This window comes from Shimia sp. W99 (assembly GCF_053851455.3).
Genome location: NZ_JBSQBU020000001.1, coordinates 2453937 through 2475416 on the forward strand (window position 1 = coordinate 2453937; position 21480 = coordinate 2475416).

General features: G+C 61.5%; 21 protein-coding genes and 1 tRNA gene. 16 read left to right on the forward strand and 6 right to left on the reverse strand.

Translation table 11 applies throughout. The annotated features are described in order from the left end of the window. The first annotated feature begins 48 nt into the window (after window positions 1-48). From dgcN to ACS3QZ_RS12075, 3 genes are all read left to right on the forward strand, one after another. On the forward strand, window positions 49-1050 hold the full coding sequence (gene dgcN, locus ACS3QZ_RS12065; protein WP_456039337.1) for an N-acetyltransferase DgcN: 1002 nt from the start codon (window positions 49-51) through the stop codon (window positions 1048-1050). A 54-nt stretch (window positions 1051-1104) separates the two neighbouring features. Further along, window positions 1105-2082 (forward strand): N-acetyl-D-Glu racemase DgcA, encoded by a 978-nt coding sequence (gene dgcA, locus ACS3QZ_RS12070; protein ID WP_456038048.1) that lies wholly within the window; start codon window positions 1105-1107, stop codon window positions 2080-2082. A 109-nt stretch (window positions 2083-2191) separates the two neighbouring features. Beyond that, window positions 2192-3052 (forward strand): D-amino-acid transaminase, encoded by an 861-nt coding sequence (locus ACS3QZ_RS12075; RefSeq protein ID WP_456038049.1) that lies wholly within the window; start codon window positions 2192-2194, stop codon window positions 3050-3052. Window positions 3053-3199: 147 nt separating this feature from the next. Here the strand turns inward: ACS3QZ_RS12075 and hisD are convergent, their stop codons facing one another. The 4 genes from hisD to ACS3QZ_RS12095 all read right to left on the reverse strand — a co-directional run bounded on the left by hisD (window position 3200) and on the right by ACS3QZ_RS12095 (window position 6517). Then, on the reverse strand, window positions 3200-4501 hold the full coding sequence (hisD, locus tag ACS3QZ_RS12080) for a histidinol dehydrogenase (RefSeq protein WP_456038050.1): 1302 nt from the start codon (window positions 4499-4501) through the stop codon (window positions 3200-3202). Between the two features lie 101 nt (window positions 4502-4602). Further along, window positions 4603-5079 (reverse strand): DUF2948 family protein, encoded by a 477-nt coding sequence (locus ACS3QZ_RS12085; protein ID WP_456038051.1) that lies wholly within the window; start codon window positions 5077-5079, stop codon window positions 4603-4605. Next, the gene (murA, locus tag ACS3QZ_RS12090; RefSeq protein ID WP_456038052.1) at window positions 5079-6347 is read right to left on the reverse strand and encodes a UDP-N-acetylglucosamine 1-carboxyvinyltransferase; all 1269 of its coding nucleotides are present in this window, start codon (window positions 6345-6347) and stop codon (window positions 5079-5081) included. The genes ACS3QZ_RS12085 and murA overlap by 1 nt, the downstream gene beginning before the upstream one ends. Continuing rightward, window positions 6347-6517: a hypothetical protein gene (locus tag ACS3QZ_RS12095; protein WP_165610003.1), complete on the reverse strand. Its 171-nt coding sequence runs from the start codon at window positions 6515-6517 to the stop codon at window positions 6347-6349. Before ACS3QZ_RS12095 ends, murA begins: the two co-directional genes overlap by 1 nt. A gap of 88 nt (window positions 6518-6605) precedes the next feature. Between ACS3QZ_RS12095 and ACS3QZ_RS12100 the strand changes: the two genes are divergently transcribed. From ACS3QZ_RS12100 to ACS3QZ_RS12140, 9 genes are all read left to right on the forward strand, one after another. After that, window positions 6606-6680 (forward strand) — tRNA-Thr (locus ACS3QZ_RS12100). Between the two features lie 671 nt (window positions 6681-7351). Then, window positions 7352-9268: a Hint domain-containing protein gene (locus ACS3QZ_RS12105; RefSeq protein WP_456038053.1), complete on the forward strand. Its 1917-nt coding sequence runs from the start codon at window positions 7352-7354 to the stop codon at window positions 9266-9268. A 190-nt stretch (window positions 9269-9458) separates the two neighbouring features. Continuing rightward, entirely contained in the window at window positions 9459-10613 is a 1155-nt protein-coding gene (locus ACS3QZ_RS12110) for a lytic murein transglycosylase (protein ID WP_456038054.1), read from the forward strand. Between the two features lie 71 nt (window positions 10614-10684). Beyond that, window positions 10685-11062 carry a 5-carboxymethyl-2-hydroxymuconate Delta-isomerase gene (locus ACS3QZ_RS12115; RefSeq protein ID WP_456038055.1) on the forward strand — a complete coding sequence of 126 codons (378 nt, stop codon included), beginning with the start codon at window positions 10685-10687 and terminating at the stop codon, window positions 11060-11062. Between the two features lie 12 nt (window positions 11063-11074). Next, window positions 11075-12055 (forward strand): 3,4-dihydroxyphenylacetate 2,3-dioxygenase, encoded by a 981-nt coding sequence (gene hpaD, locus ACS3QZ_RS12120; protein WP_456038056.1) that lies wholly within the window; start codon window positions 11075-11077, stop codon window positions 12053-12055. Between the two features lie 48 nt (window positions 12056-12103). Further along, on the forward strand, window positions 12104-12955 hold the full coding sequence (locus tag ACS3QZ_RS12125; protein WP_456038057.1) for a fumarylacetoacetate hydrolase family protein: 852 nt from the start codon (window positions 12104-12106) through the stop codon (window positions 12953-12955). Continuing rightward, the gene (gene hpaH / locus ACS3QZ_RS12130) at window positions 12952-13749 is read left to right on the forward strand and encodes a 2-oxo-hept-4-ene-1,7-dioate hydratase (protein WP_456038058.1); all 798 of its coding nucleotides are present in this window, start codon (window positions 12952-12954) and stop codon (window positions 13747-13749) included. The genes ACS3QZ_RS12125 and hpaH overlap by 4 nt, the downstream gene beginning before the upstream one ends. Window positions 13750-13764: 15 nt before the next feature. Then, window positions 13765-14544, forward strand: a complete 780-nt coding sequence (locus ACS3QZ_RS12135) for an HpcH/HpaI aldolase family protein (RefSeq protein ID WP_456038059.1) — start codon at window positions 13765-13767, stop codon at window positions 14542-14544. 32 nt (window positions 14545-14576) lie between these two features. Beyond that, the gene (locus ACS3QZ_RS12140; RefSeq protein ID WP_456039338.1) at window positions 14577-15227 is read left to right on the forward strand and encodes a GntR family transcriptional regulator; all 651 of its coding nucleotides are present in this window, start codon (window positions 14577-14579) and stop codon (window positions 15225-15227) included. A gap of 68 nt (window positions 15228-15295) precedes the next feature. On the opposite strand, the gene ACS3QZ_RS12145 is transcribed toward ACS3QZ_RS12140, so the two are convergent. Further along, window positions 15296-16003 carry a type 1 glutamine amidotransferase gene (locus ACS3QZ_RS12145; protein WP_456038060.1) on the reverse strand — a complete coding sequence of 236 codons (708 nt, stop codon included), beginning with the start codon at window positions 16001-16003 and terminating at the stop codon, window positions 15296-15298. A gap of 89 nt (window positions 16004-16092) precedes the next feature. Between ACS3QZ_RS12145 and ACS3QZ_RS12150 the strand changes: the two genes are divergently transcribed. The 4 genes from ACS3QZ_RS12150 (at window position 16093) to ACS3QZ_RS12165 (ending at window position 19955) form a co-directional block, all read left to right on the forward strand. Further along, window positions 16093-17355: a cytochrome P450 gene (locus tag ACS3QZ_RS12150; RefSeq protein ID WP_456038061.1), complete on the forward strand. Its 1263-nt coding sequence runs from the start codon at window positions 16093-16095 to the stop codon at window positions 17353-17355. A gap of 11 nt (window positions 17356-17366) precedes the next feature. Next, complete coding sequence (locus ACS3QZ_RS12155; protein ID WP_456038062.1) at window positions 17367-18656, forward strand: type I glutamate--ammonia ligase; 1290 nt, start codon at window positions 17367-17369, stop codon at window positions 18654-18656. Between the two features lie 74 nt (window positions 18657-18730). Further along, window positions 18731-19045 carry a 2Fe-2S iron-sulfur cluster-binding protein gene (locus ACS3QZ_RS12160; RefSeq protein ID WP_456038063.1) on the forward strand — a complete coding sequence of 105 codons (315 nt, stop codon included), beginning with the start codon at window positions 18731-18733 and terminating at the stop codon, window positions 19043-19045. Window positions 19046-19118: 73 nt separating this feature from the next. Next, window positions 19119-19955: a cytochrome C gene (locus ACS3QZ_RS12165; RefSeq protein ID WP_456038064.1), complete on the forward strand. Its 837-nt coding sequence runs from the start codon at window positions 19119-19121 to the stop codon at window positions 19953-19955. A gap of 162 nt (window positions 19956-20117) precedes the next feature. On the opposite strand, the gene ACS3QZ_RS12170 is transcribed toward ACS3QZ_RS12165, so the two are convergent. After that, window positions 20118-21476 (reverse strand): aminotransferase class III-fold pyridoxal phosphate-dependent enzyme, encoded by a 1359-nt coding sequence (locus tag ACS3QZ_RS12170; RefSeq protein ID WP_456038065.1) that lies wholly within the window; start codon window positions 21474-21476, stop codon window positions 20118-20120. Window positions 21477-21480: the final 4 nt, after the last annotated feature.

Consider the following 21480-nt stretch of genomic DNA (forward strand, 5'->3'; position numbering starts at 1 on the left):
GGCAAAACTGCCATTCAAGAAACATGATTGGGGAACTGCGCCATGTCGATGATTGAAACTCCGTACCTGCTTTTCCTGGGCGACGCCCCGGACCAACTCGCCGCAAAAGTTGCCATCGGTATCAAGGACTGGCGCCCCGAAAACGCCGTGGGCCAGTTCCGCATGGAAGGCTGCAAGGCAGATGTCGGCCTCACCGACATGACGCTGGTCGAAGCGCGCGAGGCCGGCGCCAAGACGCTGGTGATCGGTGTGGCCAACCGCGGCGGCGTGATCTCTCCCGAGTGGAAAAAAGTTCTGGTCATGGCGCTTGAAGAGGGTTTCGACCTTGCCTCGGGCCTGCACAACCTGCTGCGCGACGAACCTGACCTCGTGGCCGTGGCCGAAGCCACGGGCCGCAAGCTGCACGACGTGCGCGTGCCAGAATTCGATTACCCGATCGCCAATGGCAAGAAGCGCCGCGGCAAGCGCTGTCTCGCCGTGGGTACCGACTGCTCGGTCGGCAAGATGTACACCGCACTTTGCATGGATGACGAAATGCGCAAGCGCGGTATGAAGTCGACCTTCCGCGCGACGGGCCAGACAGGCATCCTGATCACCGGCGACGGTGTGCCGCTTGACGCCGTGATCGCCGATTTCATGGCCGGGTCCGTCGAATGGCTGACCCCGGACAATGACGACGACCACTGGGATCACATCGAAGGTCAGGGCAGCCTGTTCCACGTCTCCTATTCCGGCGTTACCATGGCGCTGATCCATGGCGGCCAGCCGGATGCACTGGTGCTTGCCCACGAACCCACCCGCGAGCACATGCGTGGCCTTCCCGAATACCAGCAGCCCTCGCTGCCCGAGCTGCGTGACATGGCGCTTGCGCTGGCCCGCGTGGCCAACCCTGCCTGCCAGGTGATCGGCGTTTCGGTCAACACACAGCACATGGGGGAAGACGAAGCCAAGGCTTATCTCGCCGAAATCGAGGCCGAAATGAACCTGCCCGCCACTGACCCGTTCCGCTTTGGCGCAGGCAAGCTGGTGGCTGCGCTCGCCGCCGTTTGATAGAAGGCAAGGCCGGGGGCGCTGCCCCCGGACCCCCGAAGTATTTTTGGCAAAATGAAGGAGCAGGTTGTGGAGATTTCAGTCACGGCTGACGTGTTCAAACTGGCGCAAGTTTTCACCATTTCGCGCGGCTCGCGCACCGAAGCCAAAGTGCTGACTGTGCGGATTACCGAGAATGGCGTGACCGGATGGGGCGAATGCGTGCCCTATGCGCGTTACGATGAAACACTCGAAAGCGTGACCGCCGAGATCGAAAGCGTCAGAGGCCCCGTGACGCGGGAAGGGCTCTACACATTACCAGCCGGGGCCGCCCGCAACGCGCTGGACTGCGCGCTTTGGGATCTTGAGGCCAAGAAGGCGGGCAAGCGGGTTTGGGACTTGGCCTGGCTGCCCAAGCCGGGGCCGGAAATCACCGCTTACACCCTGTCGCTGGACACCCCCGAAAAGATGCGGGACCAGGCGGCACAAAACGCCTTTCGTCCGCTTTTGAAGATCAAGCTTGGCACGCCCGACGACATGCCCCGCCTTGAAGCGGTCCGCGCGGGCGCCCCGAAATCGACCATTATCGTCGATGCCAACGAGGGCTGGTCCGCCGAGGTCTATGCCGATCTCGCGCCGCATCTGGTGCGTCTGGGCGTGGCGCTTGTGGAACAGCCCCTGCCCGCGGGCGAGGATGACGCGCTTCTCGGCATGGAGCGCCCGGTACCTGTCTGCGCCGATGAAAGTTGTCATGACCGCGCCAGCCTTCCGGCGCTCAAGGGCAAATACGATGTGGTCAATATCAAGCTCGACAAGACCGGCGGCCTGACCGAGGCGCTTGCACTGCGCGAAGCGGCTCTGGCCGAAGGCTACAAGGTCATGGTCGGTTGCATGGTCGGCTCAAGCCTTGCCATGGCGCCGGCAACGCTTGTGGCCCAAGGCGCGATGATCACCGATCTGGACGGGCCGCTTCTGCTGGCCGAGGACCGCGACCAACCGCTGCTGTTTGACGACGCGGGCGTTCATCCACCCGAGGCCGGTTTGTGGGGGTGATCGGAACCGGGCCACACCCATCGCGCCAGGGCAACCTGCGTTGACAAAACCCGCATTTGCGCCAAAACAGGCGGCGCAGCGCAAAACCCTAGCAGAGAAGACAAGCACCATGACCAGAACCGTATACGTAAATGGCGAATACCTGCCCGAAACCGAAGCCAAGGTTTCGATTTTTGATCGCGGCTTTCTCTTTGCAGACGCGGTCTATGAAGTGACATCGGTCCTGGAAGGCAAGTTGATCGACTTTGACGGCCACGCCGTGCGCCTGCAGCGTTCGCTGGACGAGCTCGAAATGGCAAGCCCATGCTCCAAGGAAGATCTGCTCGAAATCCACCGCAAGCTGGTGGAACTGAACGGAATCGACGAAGGTCTGATCTACTTGCAGGTCACGCGCGGCTCGGATGGCGATCGCGATTTTGTCTTCCCTTCCGAAGACACCCCGCCAAGCCTCGTACTCTTTACCCAGAACAAGCCCGGCCTCGCCGACAGCCCTGCCGCCAAGAAGGGCGCCAAGGTTATCTCGATCGAGGACATCCGCTGGGGCCGCCGCGACATCAAGACGGTGCAGCTGCTCTACCCATCCATGGGCAAAATGATGGCCAAGAAGGCCGGGTGCGACGACGCATGGCTGGTTGAGGATGGCTATGTCACCGAAGGGACATCCAACAACGCCTATTTCGTCAAGGACGGCACCATCGTCACCCGCCCGCTCTCCAATGACATCCTGCACGGAATCACCCGCAAGGCGGTGCTGCGAATGGCTCAGGAAGCCCAGATGAAAATCGAAGAGCGCCTCTTTACCATCGAGGAAGCCCAGGGGGCCGATGAAGCTTTCACCACGTCGGCCAGCGCTTTCGTGATGCCGGTCATCGAGATTGACGGCGTTCAGCTTGGCGACGGAACGCCCGGTCCGATCGCACGCCGCCTGCGCGAAATCTATCTGGAAGAAAGCCGCAACGCCGCTGTTTGAAGACAAGGTGGGAGGGGGTCAGCCCCCTCTTGAGCCCATGGCTCAATTCACCCCCGGGGTATTTTCGGAAAAAGAAAATGCGCTTTCTGTTTCCGGAAATACCCCGGGGGGGCGCCGCAGCTTGCTGTGGCGGGGGGCAGCGTCCCCTTATTTGTTCAGCCCGTCCAAACGCGCGCGCACGCTCAGCCCATGCGCCTCAAGGCTCTCCGAGATGGCCAGCGTCTCAGCGGCCGGCCCAATCGCGCGGAGCGCTTCGGGTGTCATTTTTGACAAGGTCGTGCGTTTGATGAAGTCCATCACGCTCAGACCGGACGAGAAACGGGCAGACCGCGCTGTCGGCAGCACATGGTTCGGCCCCCCGACATAATCCCCGATCGCTTCCGGTGTGTACTGACCCAGAAAGATCGCGCCCGCATGGGTAATATCCTCAGCCAGCGCATCAGGGTCCGCGACACAGAGTTCGAGGTGCTCTGGCGCGACGCGATTGGACAAATCGGCGGCAGTCTTGAGGTCAGGTACGGTGATCACCGCGCCATAGTCGCGCCAACTGACCCCGGCGATGTCCCGCCGCTCCAGCGTTTCAAGCCGCTTGTCCACGGCCTCCGCAACCGCCTGCCCAAAACGCTCGTCATCCGTGATCAGGATCGACTGCGCGCTTTCGTCATGTTCGGCCTGACTCAGAAGGTCGAGCGCGATCCAGTCCGGGTTGTTATCCTTGTCAGCGATCACGAGGATTTCCGACGGCCCCGCGATCATGTCGATCCCGACCTTGCCGAACACACGCCGTTTGGCTGCCGCCACGAAGGCATTTCCCGGCCCGGTGATCTTGTCCACGGGCGCAATTGTGTCTGTGCCATAAGCCAAGGCGGCAACCGCCTGCGCGCCACCGATCCGATATACCTCGTCCACCCCTGCCAGGCGCGCAGCCAGAAGCACAAGGGGATTGGCCACGCCGTCCGGCGTCGGCACCACGATGGCCAGGCGTTCGACCCCGGCGACCTTGGCTGGAATCGCGTTCATCAGCACCGAAGATGGATAAGACGCAAGCCCCCCGGGCACATACAGCCCTGCGGCGGATACTGGGGTCCAGCGCCATCCCAGCATGGCGCCGGTTTCCTCGGTCCACTGCGCATCTTCCGGCATCTGGCGCGCGTGATAGGCGCGAATGCGGTCTGCCGCCAGCTCCAGCGCTGCGCGATCTTCGTCGTTCACTTCGGCGCAAAATGCGTCGATCTCCGCATCCGAAAACCGCAGCGTGTCCGGCGTCAGCTCGAGCCGATCAAACTTCGCCGTCAGCTCGATGACCGCCGCATCGCCACGGGCGCGCACATCGGCGATAATGTCGACCACAACAGCATCCACATCCGGGCTGTCTTCGCGCTTGGCCCCCAGAAGGGCCGTAAAACGGGATTCGAAATCAGGTGCGTTGGCGTTCAGGAACTGGGGCATCGGGCTCTCCTTTGATGCGCTCATACCGCCCCGACGCCCGGGTCTCAAGCGCCACGTCGCCGCGATGAAAGCGCGAAATGGCTTGAAGAGTTGCCCGAGTTTTACACCTCGTGTTTCGGGGCTTGGCGCGACGGCGCCATATAGGGGCGCGTCACATCCTTGAGGGTCACTTCCAATGCCTCGACAGACAGGCGGATCCCACCATCCCCGGCAAGGGTCAGGACAACAAACCCGGCCCCGTCCTCGCCCGGTTCGAACGAAACCGTCAGCACCGAAAGGATCATGTCCGTATCTTTGCGATCGACGCCCTGGCTCGCCACACCAAGCACGTTGTCGACCACCAACAGCGATTGCACGCGCTCGACGGCGCGCTTGCGCCGCTCGGCCGCCGGAAGGTCTTCCCAGCGGAAGCGATTGACCAACAGCGCAAAGCGCCGTTCCTTTGGCAGCCACTTCATCTCGCTGGCCGGGAATACCGCATCCTGCATCAGCGTGGACAGGACCTTGAGATCCTCGACGTCCAGCGCCCCAAGGTTCAGCGGCGCCTCGCGCCCGTCTTCAAACCGTGCGTCCTGCATTACGTCTCCCGAACCCTTTCGATATGTGCCCCGACATTGCCGAGCTTTTCCTCGACCCTCTCATAGCCGCGATCCAGATGGTAGACCCGGCTGACGATGGTTTCGCCTTCTGCTGCCAGCCCGGCAAGGATCAGCGACACGCTTGCCCGCAGATCGGTCGCCATAACCGGCGCCCCCTTGAGCCGCTCGACACCATGCACCGTCGCCGTGCCGCCATGCACCTCGATCGACGCGCCCATGCGCACCAGTTCCGGCGCATGCATGAAGCGATTTTCGAAAATCTTCTCTTCCAGAACCGATGTCCCGTCCGCCGTGCACAACAACGCCATCATCTGGGCCTGCAGGTCGGTCGGAAAGCCCGGGAATGGCTCGGTCGTCACGTTCACCGCGCTGACCCGGCCATTGCGCCGCGCCACCTTGAGGCCCTTTTCAGTTTCCTCGACATGAATTCCAGCCGCGTCGAGCTTCTCGGCAAAGGCCCCGATCAGGTCAAGCCGGCCACCCAGACATTCCACCTCGCCGCCGCAGAAAGCCGGGGCCAACATATAGGTGCCAAGCTCGATCCGGTCCGCGACAACCGGATGGGTCGCCCCGTGCAAACGGTCGACCCCCTGCACCACGATCTCGGACGTTCCGTCACCTTCAATCTGTGCGCCCATGGCGCGCAGACAGGTGGCAAGGTCCACGATTTCCGGCTCGCGTGCCGCGTTGCGGATCACGGTCGTGCCCTTGGCCAGCGTCGCGGCCATCAGGATATTCTCGGTTGCCCCGACCGATGCAAAGGCCAGCGAGATTTCCGCGCCCTTCAACCCACGCGGTGCCTTGGCATGCAGATAGCCTTCTTTCAGTTCAATCTCGGCACCCAGCGCTTCGAGACCGTGAATATGAAGGTCCATCGGGCGCGCACCAATCGCGCAGCCGCCGGGAAGCGATACCACCGCCTGCCCCAGCCGCGCCAGCATCGGCCCAAGCACGAGGTTGGACGCGCGCATCTTGCGCACGATGTCGTATTCCGCGACATGATTGTCGAGGTCATGGCTCGACATGGCGAGCACCTTGCCGTCCTGTAGGCTTGTCACCTCGGCGCCCAGCGACCCAAGCAGAAGCCCCATCGTCTTGATGTCACTCAGCCGCGGCGCATTGGTAAGTGTAAGCGGTTCCTCGCTCAGCAAGGTTGCAGGCATCAACGTCAGACAGGCGTTCTTGGCTCCTGCAATCGGGATCTGGCCCTTCAGTTCGCCATTCCCGCGCACAATAATCGAATCCATCAGTTCTGCCCCTCGTTGCTGCCTGCCTCGTCCCCATCCGCTTTGTGTTCCGCGCGGGCACGCGCCTGCGCCTTGCGACGGCCCATATTTGCCTTGAGTGCCGCCTTCAGGCGATCTTCCCGGCTCGGTGCCTTTTTCGGCTTGGATGCGGTGGGTGATTTACGTTCCATGCACTTTCCTTACATGAGGTGCAAAAAAGGGTCCAGATTGGGGTTGCGCCCTCGGAACTTTGTCGCTAAATCCCGCGCCACAACAGATGCTGTGGTAGCTCAGTGGTAGAGCGCACCCTTGGTAAGGGTGAGGTCGGGAGTTCAATCCTCCCTCACAGCACCATCCTCCCTCGATAATATGACAGCTTTCGACGCCCCAATCCGAATTGAGGTCGGCGTAAGTGCAATTTGCGCGGGAATCACCGCGCAGAGTTGATGCCAAACACTTGATTCGAATCAGGTTTGTTCCCGAAGTCGACCCAATTCCCAGCGCCAATTCGACTTTGTTTCCGCTTTGAGCTCAATCCTGCCAGACGCGATTTGGTCCGCTGACCACGCCGTTTTGTTGCCGTCCTCCAGATGATTGGTTCCATGCTGGAAACGAAACAACCGGCAGATCAGACCATTCCCGGCACAGCCTGTGAAAAAAGGCGGAAATGTGGCATGTTTTAGACACCCATCGCTGCTAATTTCGCCAGTTTTCCGCCACATTCAGGAAACAATGCTTCAACAAAGCCTTAAAAAACAGGCGTATGCGTATCGCTGAAATTGAGGCATGTGCGACGCTTTTTTGCCAAATTTGACAGGTTTTTGTTTTCCCCGCCTGCCCGATGGCCCATATTTGGTGCACGTCCAACTGGGGGGCGGGAGTTCTGGCTTGGGGCGGCCAACTGACAACTGAAGCATCTTCGCGATGCCTACTTACCGCTGCGTGTGGACGGCGCCGGGATGTTTTCCGACGCACCTGTTTCCTGCGGCCGGTGTGGCGGCGTGGAATAGTAAATGAGGTTTATTATGGCTGATCCTACTGGTCCCGGCGTCGTGGACGGAACTGAGAACGACGACATCCTGGACGTTGGCACGACCGATTCTGATGGCGATTCCATCACGGCAGGTGGCGACGTTGTCAGCGCGGGCGACGGTGACGACTCCGTATTGGGAGGCGAAGGCGACGACACGCTGTTTGGCGGCATGGGCAGCGACACGGTACGTGGCGGCGCGGATGACGACATCATTCTTGGCGACGAATTTGGCACTTACGACGGCACCGACTCGCCCGGCGACGACCTGCTCGTCGGCGAAGGCGGCAACGACACGATCTTCGGCGGTGACGGTGACGACACCATTTATGGCGATTACGAACCCGGCACCCGTCCGGCGCCCGCCGGGCCGACCCGCGAAAGCTTCAACTGGAACGAAGTTGGCACGCCTTCCGACGAAGACCCGCTTGGCGGGCCTTACACGCAAGATACCGGCTCGGTGGAAGTCACGTTCACGACCGGTACCAACCATGGCGTGGAAACGACTTTCGAAGACGATCCGCAGATCCTGACGGGCATCGACAGCGGCACTGAACCGACCAACCCCAACAGCGCGTTGGCCTCAGAGGTCGAAGAGCGCGAGGGCGCCAGCTACATGCTGAGCTTCTCGGAGCCGGTCGAAGACGTTCAGTTCCGTATCAACGACATCGACAACGACTCTGCCGTCAAGGTCTACGCCTACGACGCCGAGGGCAACCGTATCGAGGTCAACCTGACCGGTAGCGATACCACGAACCTCAATATCCTCGATATTGATGGCGCACCCGGTAAAGAAGCCGCGGTATCCGGCGGTGGCGACGGTGCATCCGATGATGCTGACAACTCCGTTCTGGTCGACATTCCCGGTCCGGTGCACAGCATCGAAATCGTGCACCTGAACCTCGGCACGGAACCGTCTGAAATCACCATGTCGGACGTGTACTTCACCAACCCGGCCAATGTTGTCGCAGAAGATGCCGACGATCTGCTGATCGGCGGTGCGGGCGATGACGTGATCTATGGCCAGGAAGGCAACGACACGATCGCGGGCGTCTCGGGTCAGGACGACATGTATGGCGGCGACGACCGCGATGTCTTTGCCCTGTTCGGCCCCGGCAGCACCATTCACGGTGGCGAAGGCGGCGACGACTTCGACTCGATCAGCCTTGCCGGTCTCGTAGACCGTTACGTTCCGGGCGGCGAAGTCCGGGTCGAGTTTGACCCGCTGGACAGCGAAGCCGGCACCATCACCTACATCGATGATGAGGGTAACGTGGTGGGTGTGACCGAGTTCTTTGAAATCGAGAACATCTTCCAGACGCCGGTTATTCTCTGCTTCACCCCGGGCACCCGCATCCTGACGCCGATGGGTGAAATCCCCGTCGAACAGCTTCAGCCGGGCGACAAGGTTGTGACACGCGACAATGGCCTTCAGGAAATCCGCTGGGCGGGCAAGAAACACCTGTCCGGCCAGGAACTTATGGCGCGCCCGCAACTGCGCCCGGTGCTGATCAAGCAAGGCGCCCTGGGCCCGAACCAGCCTGAGCGTGACATGATGGTCTCGCCCAACCACCGCATGCTGCTGGTGTCCCAGCAGGCCGAGCTGCTCTTTGACGAGCGCGAGGTCCTGATTGCGGCCAAGCACCTGACCCATCTGGACGGTGTCCAGCAGGTCGATACAGTTGGCGTGGATTACGTGCACTTCATGTGTGACAATCACGAGGTCGTGCTGGCCGATGGCGCTTGGAGCGAAAGCTTCCAGCCCGGTGAATACTCGATCAACGGCATCGACAGTGATCAACGCGCGGAACTTTATGACCTGTTCCCCGAGTTGCGTCAGCCCGAAGGCCTCGAAGCCTACCCGGCCGCCCGTCTGACACTGAAACGTCACGAGGCCCAGCTGATCGGCTGATCCGACATACTACGTTTCGCTATGGGATGGGGCGGCCTTCGGGCCGTCCTTTCTCGTTTCTGGCGACGCACAGATTTGTCACCGGACAAGTTCCCCCAATTCGTGCGCGCCACCTTGGCCGCACGCCGGAAATCTGTCACTCTCATGCCCAAACACAAAACCGCACCCCCAAACAAAGCGGAAAACAGGCATGAGCATTTCACGACGTCATTTTACCATTGGCATGGCCGCCCTCGGGTTGTCGGCCTGCACCAATCAGGCCCTGCGCCAACCCCAGCAACGCAGCACCGTTTCCATAGGCGGACTCCCCGCCGATCTGCGGCCCATCCCGAATGCGGGGTATGACGCATGGGTCAAAGCGTTCCGCGGTCGCGCAGCAGCCAAAGGCATCTCCGAAACCACCCTGAACGCGGCCTTTCGCAACGCGGGTTACCTGCCCGGCGTGATCAAGCGCGACCGGAACCAGGCCGAGTTCAAACGCAGCCTCGAAGACTACCTCTCGATTGCCGCCTCGGACGAACGCATCGCCAAGGGACGCGCGGCCTTCGCACGCCACCGTAACACTCTGAAAACACTAGAAAGCAGCTACGGAGTGGATGCGGAAATCATCTGCGCCATCTGGGGTCTGGAAAGCTTCTATGGCGAGCGGCGCGGCGACGTGCCTGTGATCTCGGCCACCTCAACCCTGGCCTATGACGGGCGGCGCGGGGCATTCTTCGAAAAGCAACTGATCGCTGCCCTGCAAATCGTGCAGTCCGGCGACATCCCCGCCGACCGCATGACTGGAAGCTGGGCCGGAGCCATGGGCCATACACAGTTCATTCCCACCTCCTATCAGGCGTTTGCCGTCGATTTCACTGGCGACGGGCGGCGCGATATCTGGTCCGAAGATCCGACCGATGCGCTTGCCTCCACGGCGGCCTATCTGCAAAAGAACGGCTGGACCCGCGGCGTGAAATGGGGCGGCGAGGCCGGCCCCGGCGCGCCGTCTGGCCGCATCATTCAGCCACAAGATGGCGGCCCCAAATTCTCGGTCACAAGCAACTTCAACGTGATCAAGCGCTACAACAACTCCGATTCCTATGCGATCGGCGTTGGCCACCTTGCCGATCGGATCGGCGGTGCAGGACCCCTGCGCGGCAGCTTCCCGCCCGATGAGTACGGCCTGACCAAGAAGGACCGCATCGCCATGCAGCAAAAGCTGACCGCACGCGGCTTTGACACGGGCGGCTCGGACGGGGTGATCGGCCCCAAGACCCGCGAGGCCATCAGCGCCTATCAATCCAGCGTCGGCGCCACTCCAAACGGAGAACCTTCGCTCGACCTGTTGCGCAAACTTGGATAGGGCGCAAAAAATCACGGCTTGACTCCCTGCTTGGAATTTACTTAACATGTGAATTATAACCGGAGGGGGTCATGCCGCATTTCATCATCGAATACTCGGCCAATCTCGAAGAGGCGCTGGACATAGCGGGGCTTTGCGAGGCCATCCGCGCCTGTGCATCCGAGATCGACACATTCCCCACGCCCGGCATCCGCGTGCGTGCGTTCCGTGCGGATCACTATGCGATTGCCGATGGCAATCCGGCACACGGCTATATCGACATCTCGATCCGTTTGCGCGGCGGACGCCCCGAGGACGTGAAACGGGATGCAACGACCCGCATTTTCGATGCCGCCCGCGCCTTTGTCGCGCCGGTGATGGCCCGCCAACCGATCGCCTTGTCGCTTGAAATGCGCGACATTGATCCCGCCCTATCGCCCAAGACCGGCTCGATCCGCGACTTTCTCTGAAAGGAGTTTCCCATGCCCGTTCCTGCCCCGAACCTCTATCCGCCCTTCAACATCGTCCGCCTGAGCCATGTCGAATACCGCGTGCGCGACCTTGCCAAGTCCCGCGCCTTTTATGTCGACACGTTGGGCCTTCAGGTCACGCATGAGGACGCCGACCGCATCTACCTGCGCGCTTTGGAAGAGCGCGGCCACCATTGCATCGTGCTCGTTCGGGCGGATGCCTCGGACGTGGGCGTTCTGGGCTTCAAACTCTACGACGAGCCCGACCTCGACCAAGCCGCCGCATGGTTCGCCGACAAGGGACTGCCCGTCGAATGGGTCGAGCGCCCTCATATGGGCCGCACCCTGCGCACCCGCGATCCGTGGGGCATTCCTTTGGAATTCTACGTGAAAATGGAGCGCCTTGCCCCGATCCACCAGCATTACAAGCTCTATCGCGGCGTCCGCCCGTTGCGCATCGACCATTTCAACATGTTCTCGGCGGATGTCGACGCCTCGGTGGCGTTTTACAACGAGATGGGATTCCGCACGACCGAGTACACCGAGGATTCCGAAACCGGCAAGGTCTGGGCCGCATGGATGCACCGCAAAGGCGGCGTGCATGATGTCGCCTTCACCAACGGCTTCGGCCCGCGCCTGCACCACACCGCCTTCTGGGTGCCCACACCTATGGCGATCATCGACCTTCTGGACCTGATGGCCACCACCGGCTGGGTCGACAACATCGAACGCGGCCCCGGTCGGCACGGGATTTCCAACGCCTTCTTCCTTTATGTGCTCGACCCCGACGGGCACAGGATCGAAATCTACTGTTCGGATTACCAGACGGTCGATCCCGATCTGGAACCGATCAAATGGGACCTCAAGGACCCCCAGCGCCAGACACTCTGGGGCGCCCCCGCGCCGCGTTCGTGGTTCGAACAAGGATCACTGTTCGAAGGGGCCGAGCCACAGGAGGCCGCGCTCACGGCGCAGCCGATCATTGCGCCGTGAGCGGCGGATTTTGAGTATTTTTGGCAAAATGAAGCAGGGGTGTTGGACATGAGATTTGCAACCGTTTCGGCTGGAGGAGAGCAGCTATATGGCGCGGTGGTCGAAGGTGGATTCGCGGCGTTATCCCCCGATTTCCCAAGCTGGCCGACCCTGAAATCCGTGATCGAGGCCGGGGCGCTGGACCAGTTGGAAGCCGCCGCAAAGGGGCGCCCGGTGACGCATACCGAGTTCACCTACGACATCCCGATGCCGGACGTAGCGCGCATTCTTTGCGTGGGCGTCAACTTCCCGGACCGCAACGCCGAGTACAAGGACGGCAGCGCGCAACCAAAATACATGTCACTCTTCCCCCGCTTTTCCAGCGGCTTCACTGGCCATGAGCAAAACCTCGTGCGTCCACCAGAAAACCATACGCTGGATTACGAGGGCGAAGTTGTCGTGGTGATCGGCAAGGCCGGGCGCCGGATCAAGGCAGAAGATGCCTATGACCACATCGCCGCGCTGACGCTTTGCAACGAAGGCACGATCCGAGACTGGGTGCGCCACGCCAAGTTCAACGTGACCCAAGGCAAGAACTGGGACAAGTCCGGCGCGATTGGTCCGTGGCTGGTGCCGTTCAAGGACGCGTCCCAGTTGGACGATGCGCGCATCATCACCCGCGTGAATGGCGAAGTCCGCCAGGATGACACCCTCAACCGCATGATGTTCCCGATCCGCGAGGAAATCGCCTATATCTCGACCTTCATGACCCTGCAGCCCGGCGACATGATCGTCACCGGCACGCCCACCGGTGCAGGCGCCCGTTTTGACCCGCCACGCTATCTGAAACCCGGGGATGTGGTTGAGATCGAGGTCAATGGCATCGGTACTCTGCGCAACGGCGTGGAGGACGAGGCATGACGCCGGAGGAGCACGCCGAGGCCGCCGCCAACCTGCTGCAAGCCGAGAAAACCGGACAACAGATCGGCCTTTTGTCCCTACAATATACGGACATGACGCTGGACGATGCCTATGCGATCCAATCCGCGCTGATGGCGGCGAAGCTCGCCGGCGGGCGAAAGGTGATCGGCTGGAAAATTGGCCTGACGTCGAAAACCATGCAACGCGCGCTGGGGATCGACATCCCCGACAGCGGCGTGTTGTTCGATGATATGATGTTCGCACATGGTGCCGCGATCCCCGAGGGGCGCTTTATTCAGCCCCGCGTCGAAGCCGAGATCGCCTTTGTCATGAAGGCCCCTTTGGGCGGCGCCGATGTCACGCGGGACGACGTTTTGCGCGCAACGGATTGTGTCGCCCCAAGCCTCGAAATCCTCGACACCCGCATCCTGCGCAATGACCCTGCAACGGGGCGCGCGCGCATCATCACCGACACCGTTTCCGACAATGCCGCCAATGCCGGGATCGTTCTGGGCAACGAACGCCACGCCCCCGACGCGCATGACCTGCGCTGGGTCGGCGCGATTGTCACCCGCAACGGAGAGGTCGAAGAAACCGGCCTTGGCGCAGGCGTCCTCAATGACCCGGTCGAAGGCATCGTCTGGCTGGCGCGCCGGATGCACACCTATGGACAACGGATCGAAGCTGGACAAGTCATCCTGTCCGGGTCTTTCATCAGCCCCATCGAATGCCCGCCCGGCGCCGCCATCCACGCCGATTTTGGCGCGTTCGGCACCGTGTCCTGCCACTTCTGAGCGAGAGGTCTCCCAATGCCCGCCCCAACAAACCCATTCAAATCCGCCATCGCCGCGAACCGCCCCCAGATCGGCTGCTGGCTGACCTTTGCCGAGGCGGGGGCCGCCGAATTGATGGCCCATACCGGGTTTGACTGGCTGGTGGTCGACGGCGAACACAGCCCCAACGACCTGCGTTCGATCCGCGATCAGCTTGCGGTGATCGACCCCACCGACAGCCACGCCGTCGTGCGCGTGCCCTTTGGCGAAGCATGGATGATCAAACAGGTGCTTGATGCCGGTGCCCAGACCGTGCTCGTACCGATGGTCGACACCGCAGAGCACGCCGCCGAGATGGTTCGGGCCTGCCGTTACCCGCCCGAAGGCATTCGCGGCATGGGAGCCACAGGTGCCCGTGTCACTAAATTCGGCGCGATTCCGGATTATGTTTCCAACGCCAACCAGGAAATCTGCCTGCTGGTTCAGGCCGAAAGCCGCGCCGCGCTCGAAAATCTCGACGGGATTCTCGCCGTCGATGGCGTCGATGGTGTTTTCATCGGCCCGGCCGACCTCTCGGCCGACATGGGCTATCCCGGCAACGCCGCCGCACCGGAAGTACAAGAAGCCATCGCAGACGCCATCCCCCGCATCCGTGCGGCGGGCAAGGCCGCCGGCATCCTGACCCAGACACTCGAAGGCGCGCAAAAACATCTCGATCAGGGTGCGACCTTTGTCGCCGTCGGCATCGACACGCTGATCCTTGCCAAGGCCGCCCGCGCCCTTTCGGCCCAAACCAAGGCCATGATCAAGGGCTAGACAAGCCCGCCCCCATGGCCGATCAAGGCGACATGGCGGGACAAACCAACATGATCGTTCAGGCGATCCTCGAAGATATCGACCGGGGCGATCTCAACCCCGGCGACAGCCTTGACGAACAGACACTGGCTCAGCGTCTCGGCGTCTCGCGCACCCCGGTGCGTGAAGCGCTGATCCAGCTGGAAACCTCCGGCCTGATCCTGCGCCTGCCGCGCAAGGGGGCGGTGCTCTTCAAACCCACGCTCGAAGAATTCCTCGCCATCCTCGAAGTGCATGCCAAGCTGGAAGGACAGGCCGCAGGCCTTGCGGCGCGCCGCCTGTCCGAAAACGGCCACTCCCACCTCGAAAGCATCGTCACAGCCTGCGAAACCCATGCCGCCACCAAAGGCGATGCCGACCCGGACGGCTATTACCAACTCAACCTCGCCTTCCACAAAACCGTGGCCGAAATCGCGGGCAACCCGTTCCTTCTGGACATGATCAAGACCAACGCGCGCAAGCTCATGGCCTATTACCGCGCGCGCTATGCTTACGTCGGCGCCATCGCCACCTCGGCCCGCGAACACCGCGAAATCGCGGACCACATCTTTGCCCGCGACGCCGCCGCCGCCGAAACCGCCATGGCCCGCCACGTGCAATTCGATCAGGTCACGGCCATGGACCTGCTCGCGGCCCTGAGCTGAGCCAACTCTTCCTTTTGCCGAAAATATCTCGGGGGAATCGCCGCTTGCGGCGATGGGGGCAGCGCCCCCTATGCCTTAACAGCCCACTCGAAAAACCCGACGATCTGACGCGCCCAATCTTCCCGATCCGCGCGGTTCTTCAACGATTCCCGTGCCGCTTTCGTCACCTCCGGTCCCACATAATCCGCCGTGAATTCCACCAGATCCGCAATGAACTCATCCGTCATTTCCGGGTGATACTGTGTCGAATAGATATGCCGCCCCTTGAGGTAACCCCCCACCGGGCACCCCGGCCCGCTTGCCACGGCCTCGATCCCCTCGGGCAATTCCGCGACCTGCTCGATATGGCTGGCATAAACCCCGATCCGAGCTGGTGCCTCGCCCCAAGGCAGCGGCATTTGCATCACGTCGGCATATCCGTGCACCCAGCCCTCAGAGTTCCGATCCACGGCCCCGCCCAGCGCCACCGCAATCGCCTGATGCCCGAAACAGGCGCCAAACATGGGAATCTCCTGCCGGTCAATCTCGCGGATCAACGCAAACAATTGCCCCACCCACGGCGCCTCGTCATGCACCGAGGCCGGGCTTCCGGTGATCATCACCCCGTCAAACGCCCCGATATCCTCGGGAAACACTCCATCCTTCACCGGGAACACGGAACAGTCCCAATCGGGGCGCAGCTCCTTGATCAGAATGGTGAATTTTTCACCATCCTTGGGCCGCGCCTGGGCGAATTCCGTCTCATCCGTGTTGGTCATCAGGATCGCGAGATGCATGATTGGCCTCTCCAAAAGATTCTTCTTTGCGTATTTATGAAGTCCATATATATACATAACAAAGCAAGCAAACAAGGGAGGTGCTTTGCATGACGGTCTGGACCCCAACGGATGACGGCTTTGCCGATCTGACCAGCCACGACACCTTTTCGCAAGGCGCACCACACAACACCTTTGCCCGCCTGCGCCGCGAAGACCCGGTCAGCTGGACCGATTACGATCAGGGACAGGGCTTCTGGTCGATCACCCGCCATCAGGACATTACCGAGATGAACCGCAATTTCGCCGTGTTCTCCTCGGCCCGCGGCATCCGTATGGAAGACCAGACCTACGAGGAATACCTCGCCCGCCGCACCTTTCAGGAAACCGACCCGCCCGAGCACATGAAAACCCGGATCAAGGTCGCCAAGGCGTTTTCCAAACCCGTCGTGGCCGGGTTCGAACAGGATCTGCGCGATCTCTCTAACCAGATCCTCGACGTTGCCCTCTCCAACACCTCGTTTGACGCCACCAAGGACATCGCCCGCCAGCTTCCGATGCTCATGTTGGGCCGCATCCTCGGCACCCCGGAAAAGGACCTGCCCTGGCTCGTGGAAAAGGGTGACGCCCTGATCGCCAACACCGACCCGGATTTCACCGATCACGTGCTCGACCAAATGACCACCGATGAATTCCGCATGATGCCCTTCAACTCTCCGGCGGGCGCCGAACTTTATGCCTATGCCAAGGACCTGATGGCCCACAAGAACGCCACCGGTGATACCGACGGCGTGCTGCACCTGATCCTGCAACCGGACAAGGACGGCAACACCATCTCCGAAGAGGAATTCCGCAACTTCTTCTGCCTGCTCGTGGCCGCGGGCAACGACACCACCCGCTACTCGATCGCCGCCGGTATTCAGGCAATGTGCCACCAGCCCGAGCTGCTCACACAAATGCAGCAGGGCGGCGAGGACCTCTGGGAACTGGCACCTGACGAGATCATCCGCTGGGCCACCCCCGCCCTCTATTTCCGCCGCACCCTCACGCAAGACTTCGAGGCGCATGGCAAGCAGATGAAAGAGGGCGACAAGGTCCTTTTCTGGTGGTCCTCGGCCAACCGCGACGACACCGTGTTCGACGACCCCTTCCGCGTTGACCTCATGCGGTCCCCCAACAAACACATGTCCTTTGGCCAATCCGGCCCGCATGTCTGCCTTGGCATGTGGCTCGCGCGCCTCGAAGTCCGCGTCCTGTTCCAGGAGCTATGCAAACGGCTTAAAAAGATAGAACCTGATGGCGAACACAAATTCCTGCGTTCCAACTTTGTCGGCGGCATCAAGGAACTGCCCGTCCGCGTCACGCTGCAATAAGGATATCCAAGATGAGAGACCGCCTGCGCGCCGTTTTCTGTGACCACCTGTCGATCATGCGCGGCAAATACCTGCCCGCCTCAAAACTCGCCGACAGCGAAACCCGCTTCTGCCGCTCCACCTTTGGCGTGCATTACGACAAGGATCTCCTGAATGCCCCCGGCGCGATGATGATGCAGGGCCTGCCCGACATGGAACTGCGCTGGAAACATGACGACATCCGCGACAGCTGGGATCCGCATACCAAGATCGTTCTGGGCGATCTTTACGACGACGAAGGCGCGCCGCTCGAACTTTGCCCGCGCGGCACGCTGAAACGCGCCGTTGCCAAATGGGAGGCCCGTGGCCTTACCCCCAAGGTTGGCATCGAACTCGAAGCCTTCGCCATGCAAGCGGATGAGGATGGCAACCTGCGCCCCTATGATACGCCGGGCGCGGTGGTCTATGGCACCGGTCCGCTCACCGACCCGATGCGCTTCAACGATGCGATCTGGGAAAAGGCGGATGAGCTGGGCTTCCGCCTCGACATGATCACGGCGGAATTCGACGCGCCCCAATTCGAATACACGCTCACCTTCGACAATGCGGTACAGGCGGTGGACGACATCGTGCTCTTCCGCCTGATGGCCAGGGAAATCGCGCTGGAACACGGCATCATCCTGACCTTCATGCCCAAACCCATTGCCGAAGCGGGCGGCTCGGGCATGCATATCAATTTCTCCTTCTCCGATGTCTCGGGCGGCAACGCGCTCTCTTCGGGCGAACGCAACATGCCCGAAACCCTCAACGACCTTTCCAAGCAATGCCTTGCCGGCCTGCTGCACCATCACAAGGCGCTCGCCGGTCTGATCGCCCCCACCGCCAACAGCTACCAACGCCTGCAACCGGGCTCGCTTTCGGGCTTCTGGAAGAACTGGGGCGGTGACCACCGCAACGTCACCACCCGCATCAGCTCTGAAGGCGGCCCCAAATCCCGGCTTGAGCATCGCATGGCCGATGGCACCGCCAACCCTTATACCGCCGTCGCCGCCGTTCTGACGGCGTCGCTTCTCGGCGTGGAAAACAATTACCCGCTGCAGCCCATCGAGACCGGCGACGGGTTCGAGAAAAACGACGCCAAGGAAAGTTGCGCCATGGACCTCAAAGGCGCCGTGGCCGACCTCAAGGCCGACACGGTTCTGGCCGACGCTATCGGCCGCCTGCTGGTCGACAACCATGTTTTCATGAAAGAGAAAGAAGTCAAAAAGACCAAGGATCTCGAAGGCGAAGCCCTGCGCGATTTCTACGTCTACTTCGTCTGACCCTCCTTAATTTTGCCTGAAATACTCCCGCCGGAGGCATGAATTCTCCGGCGCAACGCCAAAGGACATGCCCGATGAAAGTCACCTGGAAACTCCCCGACGGCACCGAGAAATCCGCCGATGTCGCCAATGGCACCTCGATGATGCAGGCCGCCGTGGACAACAATATCCCCAACGTGATTGGCGAATGCGGCGGCTGCCTGTCCTGTGCCACCTGCCACGTTTATGTTGATGACGCATGGGTGGCCAGGACCGGCGCGGCGGATGATTTCGAAGACGCCATGCTTGACGTGGCCGAGGCCGAACGGCGCAACACCTCGCGCCTCTCCTGCCAGATCGAAGCCAGCGACGCGCTTGACGGGCTGGTGCTCATCGTACCCCAGCCCTGACACGCCGCTAGGGAAACTCACGGTTTCGTGATACCGTCTTCCGGCAAGCGAACAGGAAGAGGGACGATTAACCATGAAAACCGGGATACTGGCCGCATTCATTCTGAGCGTGGCAACACTCGCCCAAGCCGAAGTGTCCGCCGAACGCGGGGAATACCTCGTGCGTGGCCCCGCGGGCTGCGGCAACTGCCACACGCCGCAAGGGCCCAACGGTCCGGACATGTCCAACGAATTCGGCGGCATGATGGTCGAGAAGAACGACCATTTCGAGGCCTGGGCGGTCAATATCACCCCCGGAGGCCGCGTTGCCGACTGGTCCGACGCGGAACTGGCCCGCGCCATACGCGAAGGCATTCGCCCGGACGGCACCGTGATCGGCCCGCCCATGCCGATCGGCCTCTATCGCGGCCTTGGCGATGACGACCTGATGTCCATCGTCGCTTTCCTGCGCACTGTTCCCCCCAGCGATAACCAGACGCCGTTCTCGACCTACAACATCCCGCTGCCGCCCGCCTATGGCCCGCCCATCGACAGCGTGACAGCCCCGCCGCGCGGCGTTTCCGCGGAATACGGCGCCTATCTCGCCGGCCCGGTGGCGCATTGCACCGAATGCCACACGACCTTTGGTCCGATGGGTCCGATGTTCGACACCCATCTCGGCGCGGGCGGGTACGAATTCCACGGCCCCTGGGGCGTCTCCGTTGCACCCAACATCACCAGCCATGAAGACGGCCTTGCGGGGTATTCCGATGCCGAACTCAAAGCGATGATCACCACCGGGACACGCCCGGACGGATCGCGCATGAAACCCCCGATGGGGTATCACCACTACGCCGCCACATCGGACGAGGATATCGACGCCATCATCCTTTATCTGCGCACGATTCCCCCCTTGCCTGATCCGTCCTGAGCCTGACCTCCAAACCCCTGAGAATACGTAAACGGCCCGCGCGATATCTTCACGCGGGCCGTTTTGCCTGGCCGTACCGACGCAATACCGACGTTATACCGACGTGATACCGATCGCCATTTTCACCGTTAACCCAATAGCTTGAACCTGACTCGCGAAGGTTTACCCCGCGGCGGCCGCAAACCCTGCATCCAGCGCGGACAGGATCGTCTGCACATCTTCGCTGGTCAGCACCAGCGGCGGCGACAGGATGATATTCGGCCCCGACACCCGCACCATGGCACCGTTCTGATAGGCGACTTCCTGAACGGTACCAATGGTTTGCTTGTCGATCGGCGCCTTGCTTTCGCGATCGCTGACAAGCTCCATCGCCGTCATCAGGCCCTCTCCGCCACGCACGTCGCCAATCGTCTCGTACTTGCCCTGAAGGGCCTGCAACCCCGCATAAAGCTCCGCGCCACGCGCCGCCGCGTTGTCCTTGACGTTGAGCCGCAGCGTCTCGGCCACACAAGCCAACGCCGCCGCCGCCCCCACCGGATGACCCGAGTATGTATACCCATGCCCGATCGCCGCCGCACCGCTGGTGTCCTTCTCGAACACCTCTGCGACGTGCTCGGCAATCATCACCGCACCAAACGGGAAATACCCGTTTGTGATAGCCTTGGCTGTGCTCATCAGGTCGGGCTGCACCCCCCAATGCCGCGATCCGGTCCAGCTGCCACTGCGCCCAAACGCCGTGATCACCTCGTCCGCAATCAACAGGATGCCATGCTTGGTACAGATCTCGCGCACACCCGGCATAAAGCTTTCATGCGGCACGATTACGCCCCCAGCCCCAAGGATCGGCTCCATGATCATTGCGGCGATTGTGCCTGCGCCCTGGAATGCGATTTCATCCTCAAGCGCCTGCAAACAAAGGGCCGACAGCTTTTCGGGATCGGTTTCGTTGAACGGATTGCGATAGGTGTAGGGTGCGGGAAGTTGGTAACACCCGGGCAAAAGCGGCTCGTACTGGGTGCGGAAATTCGCGTTCCCGTTGACGCTCGCGCCGCCCATATGCGTCCCGTGATAGCCTTTCTTCAGCGACAGGAACTTGGTCCGCCCCGCCTCGCCCCGCACCTTGTGATACTGCCGCGCCAGACGCAGCGCGGTTTCCACCGAATCCGACCCGCCCGAAGTATAGAAAGCCCTTGTCAGGCCGTCCGGTTCATAGAACTCGCGCAGGACCTCGCTCAGCTCAATGATCACGTCATTGGTCGTACCCCGGAAGGTCGAATAATAGGGCAACACGTCCAGCTGGCGCGCAATTGCATCCTTCACCGGCTGGCACGAAAACCCGAGGTTCACGTTCCAGAGGCCGCCGACCCCATCGACCACCTCATGCCCATCAACATCCCGGATGCGCACACCTTCGGCGCCGGTCACGATGGTGGGCGGGTTGTTCAGACTGTCGGCCGGATGCGCCATCGGATGCCAAAGCGACCGGGCGTTCTTTTCCTTAAGAAAATTGCTGTCTTTCATGGTT

Bases quoted from the DNA above. Each gene is read 5' to 3' on its own strand.
- dgcN (WP_456039337.1), top strand. From the start codon at position 49: ATGATTGAAACTCCGTACCTGCTTTTCCTGGGCGACGCCCCGGACCAA.
- dgcA (WP_456038048.1), top strand. From the start codon at position 1,105: ATGAAGGAGCAGGTTGTGGAGATTTCAGTCACGGCTGACGTGTTCAAA.
- ACS3QZ_RS12075 (WP_456038049.1), top strand. From the start codon at position 2,192: ATGACCAGAACCGTATACGTAAATGGCGAATACCTGCCCGAAACCGAA.
- hisD (WP_456038050.1), bottom strand. From the start codon at position 4,501: ATGCCCCAGTTCCTGAACGCCAACGCACCTGATTTCGAATCCCGTTTT.
- ACS3QZ_RS12085 (WP_456038051.1), bottom strand. From the start codon at position 5,079: ATGCAGGACGCACGGTTTGAAGACGGGCGCGAGGCGCCGCTGAACCTT.
- murA (WP_456038052.1), bottom strand. From the start codon at position 6,347: ATGGATTCGATTATTGTGCGCGGGAATGGCGAACTGAAGGGCCAGATC.
- ACS3QZ_RS12095 (WP_165610003.1), bottom strand. From the start codon at position 6,517: ATGGAACGTAAATCACCCACCGCATCCAAGCCGAAAAAGGCACCGAGC.
- ACS3QZ_RS12105 (WP_456038053.1), top strand. From the start codon at position 7,352: ATGGCTGATCCTACTGGTCCCGGCGTCGTGGACGGAACTGAGAACGAC.
- ACS3QZ_RS12110 (WP_456038054.1), top strand. From the start codon at position 9,459: ATGAGCATTTCACGACGTCATTTTACCATTGGCATGGCCGCCCTCGGG.
- ACS3QZ_RS12115 (WP_456038055.1), top strand. From the start codon at position 10,685: ATGCCGCATTTCATCATCGAATACTCGGCCAATCTCGAAGAGGCGCTG.
- hpaD (WP_456038056.1), top strand. From the start codon at position 11,075: ATGCCCGTTCCTGCCCCGAACCTCTATCCGCCCTTCAACATCGTCCGC.
- ACS3QZ_RS12125 (WP_456038057.1), top strand. From the start codon at position 12,104: ATGAGATTTGCAACCGTTTCGGCTGGAGGAGAGCAGCTATATGGCGCG.
- hpaH (WP_456038058.1), top strand. From the start codon at position 12,952: ATGACGCCGGAGGAGCACGCCGAGGCCGCCGCCAACCTGCTGCAAGCC.
- ACS3QZ_RS12135 (WP_456038059.1), top strand. From the start codon at position 13,765: ATGCCCGCCCCAACAAACCCATTCAAATCCGCCATCGCCGCGAACCGC.
- ACS3QZ_RS12140 (WP_456039338.1), top strand. From the start codon at position 14,577: ATGGCGGGACAAACCAACATGATCGTTCAGGCGATCCTCGAAGATATC.
- ACS3QZ_RS12145 (WP_456038060.1), bottom strand. From the start codon at position 16,003: ATGCATCTCGCGATCCTGATGACCAACACGGATGAGACGGAATTCGCC.
- ACS3QZ_RS12150 (WP_456038061.1), top strand. From the start codon at position 16,093: ATGACGGTCTGGACCCCAACGGATGACGGCTTTGCCGATCTGACCAGC.
- ACS3QZ_RS12155 (WP_456038062.1), top strand. From the start codon at position 17,367: ATGAGAGACCGCCTGCGCGCCGTTTTCTGTGACCACCTGTCGATCATG.
- ACS3QZ_RS12160 (WP_456038063.1), top strand. From the start codon at position 18,731: ATGAAAGTCACCTGGAAACTCCCCGACGGCACCGAGAAATCCGCCGAT.
- ACS3QZ_RS12165 (WP_456038064.1), top strand. From the start codon at position 19,119: ATGAAAACCGGGATACTGGCCGCATTCATTCTGAGCGTGGCAACACTC.
- ACS3QZ_RS12170 (WP_456038065.1), bottom strand. From the start codon at position 21,476: ATGAAAGACAGCAATTTTCTTAAGGAAAAGAACGCCCGGTCGCTTTGG.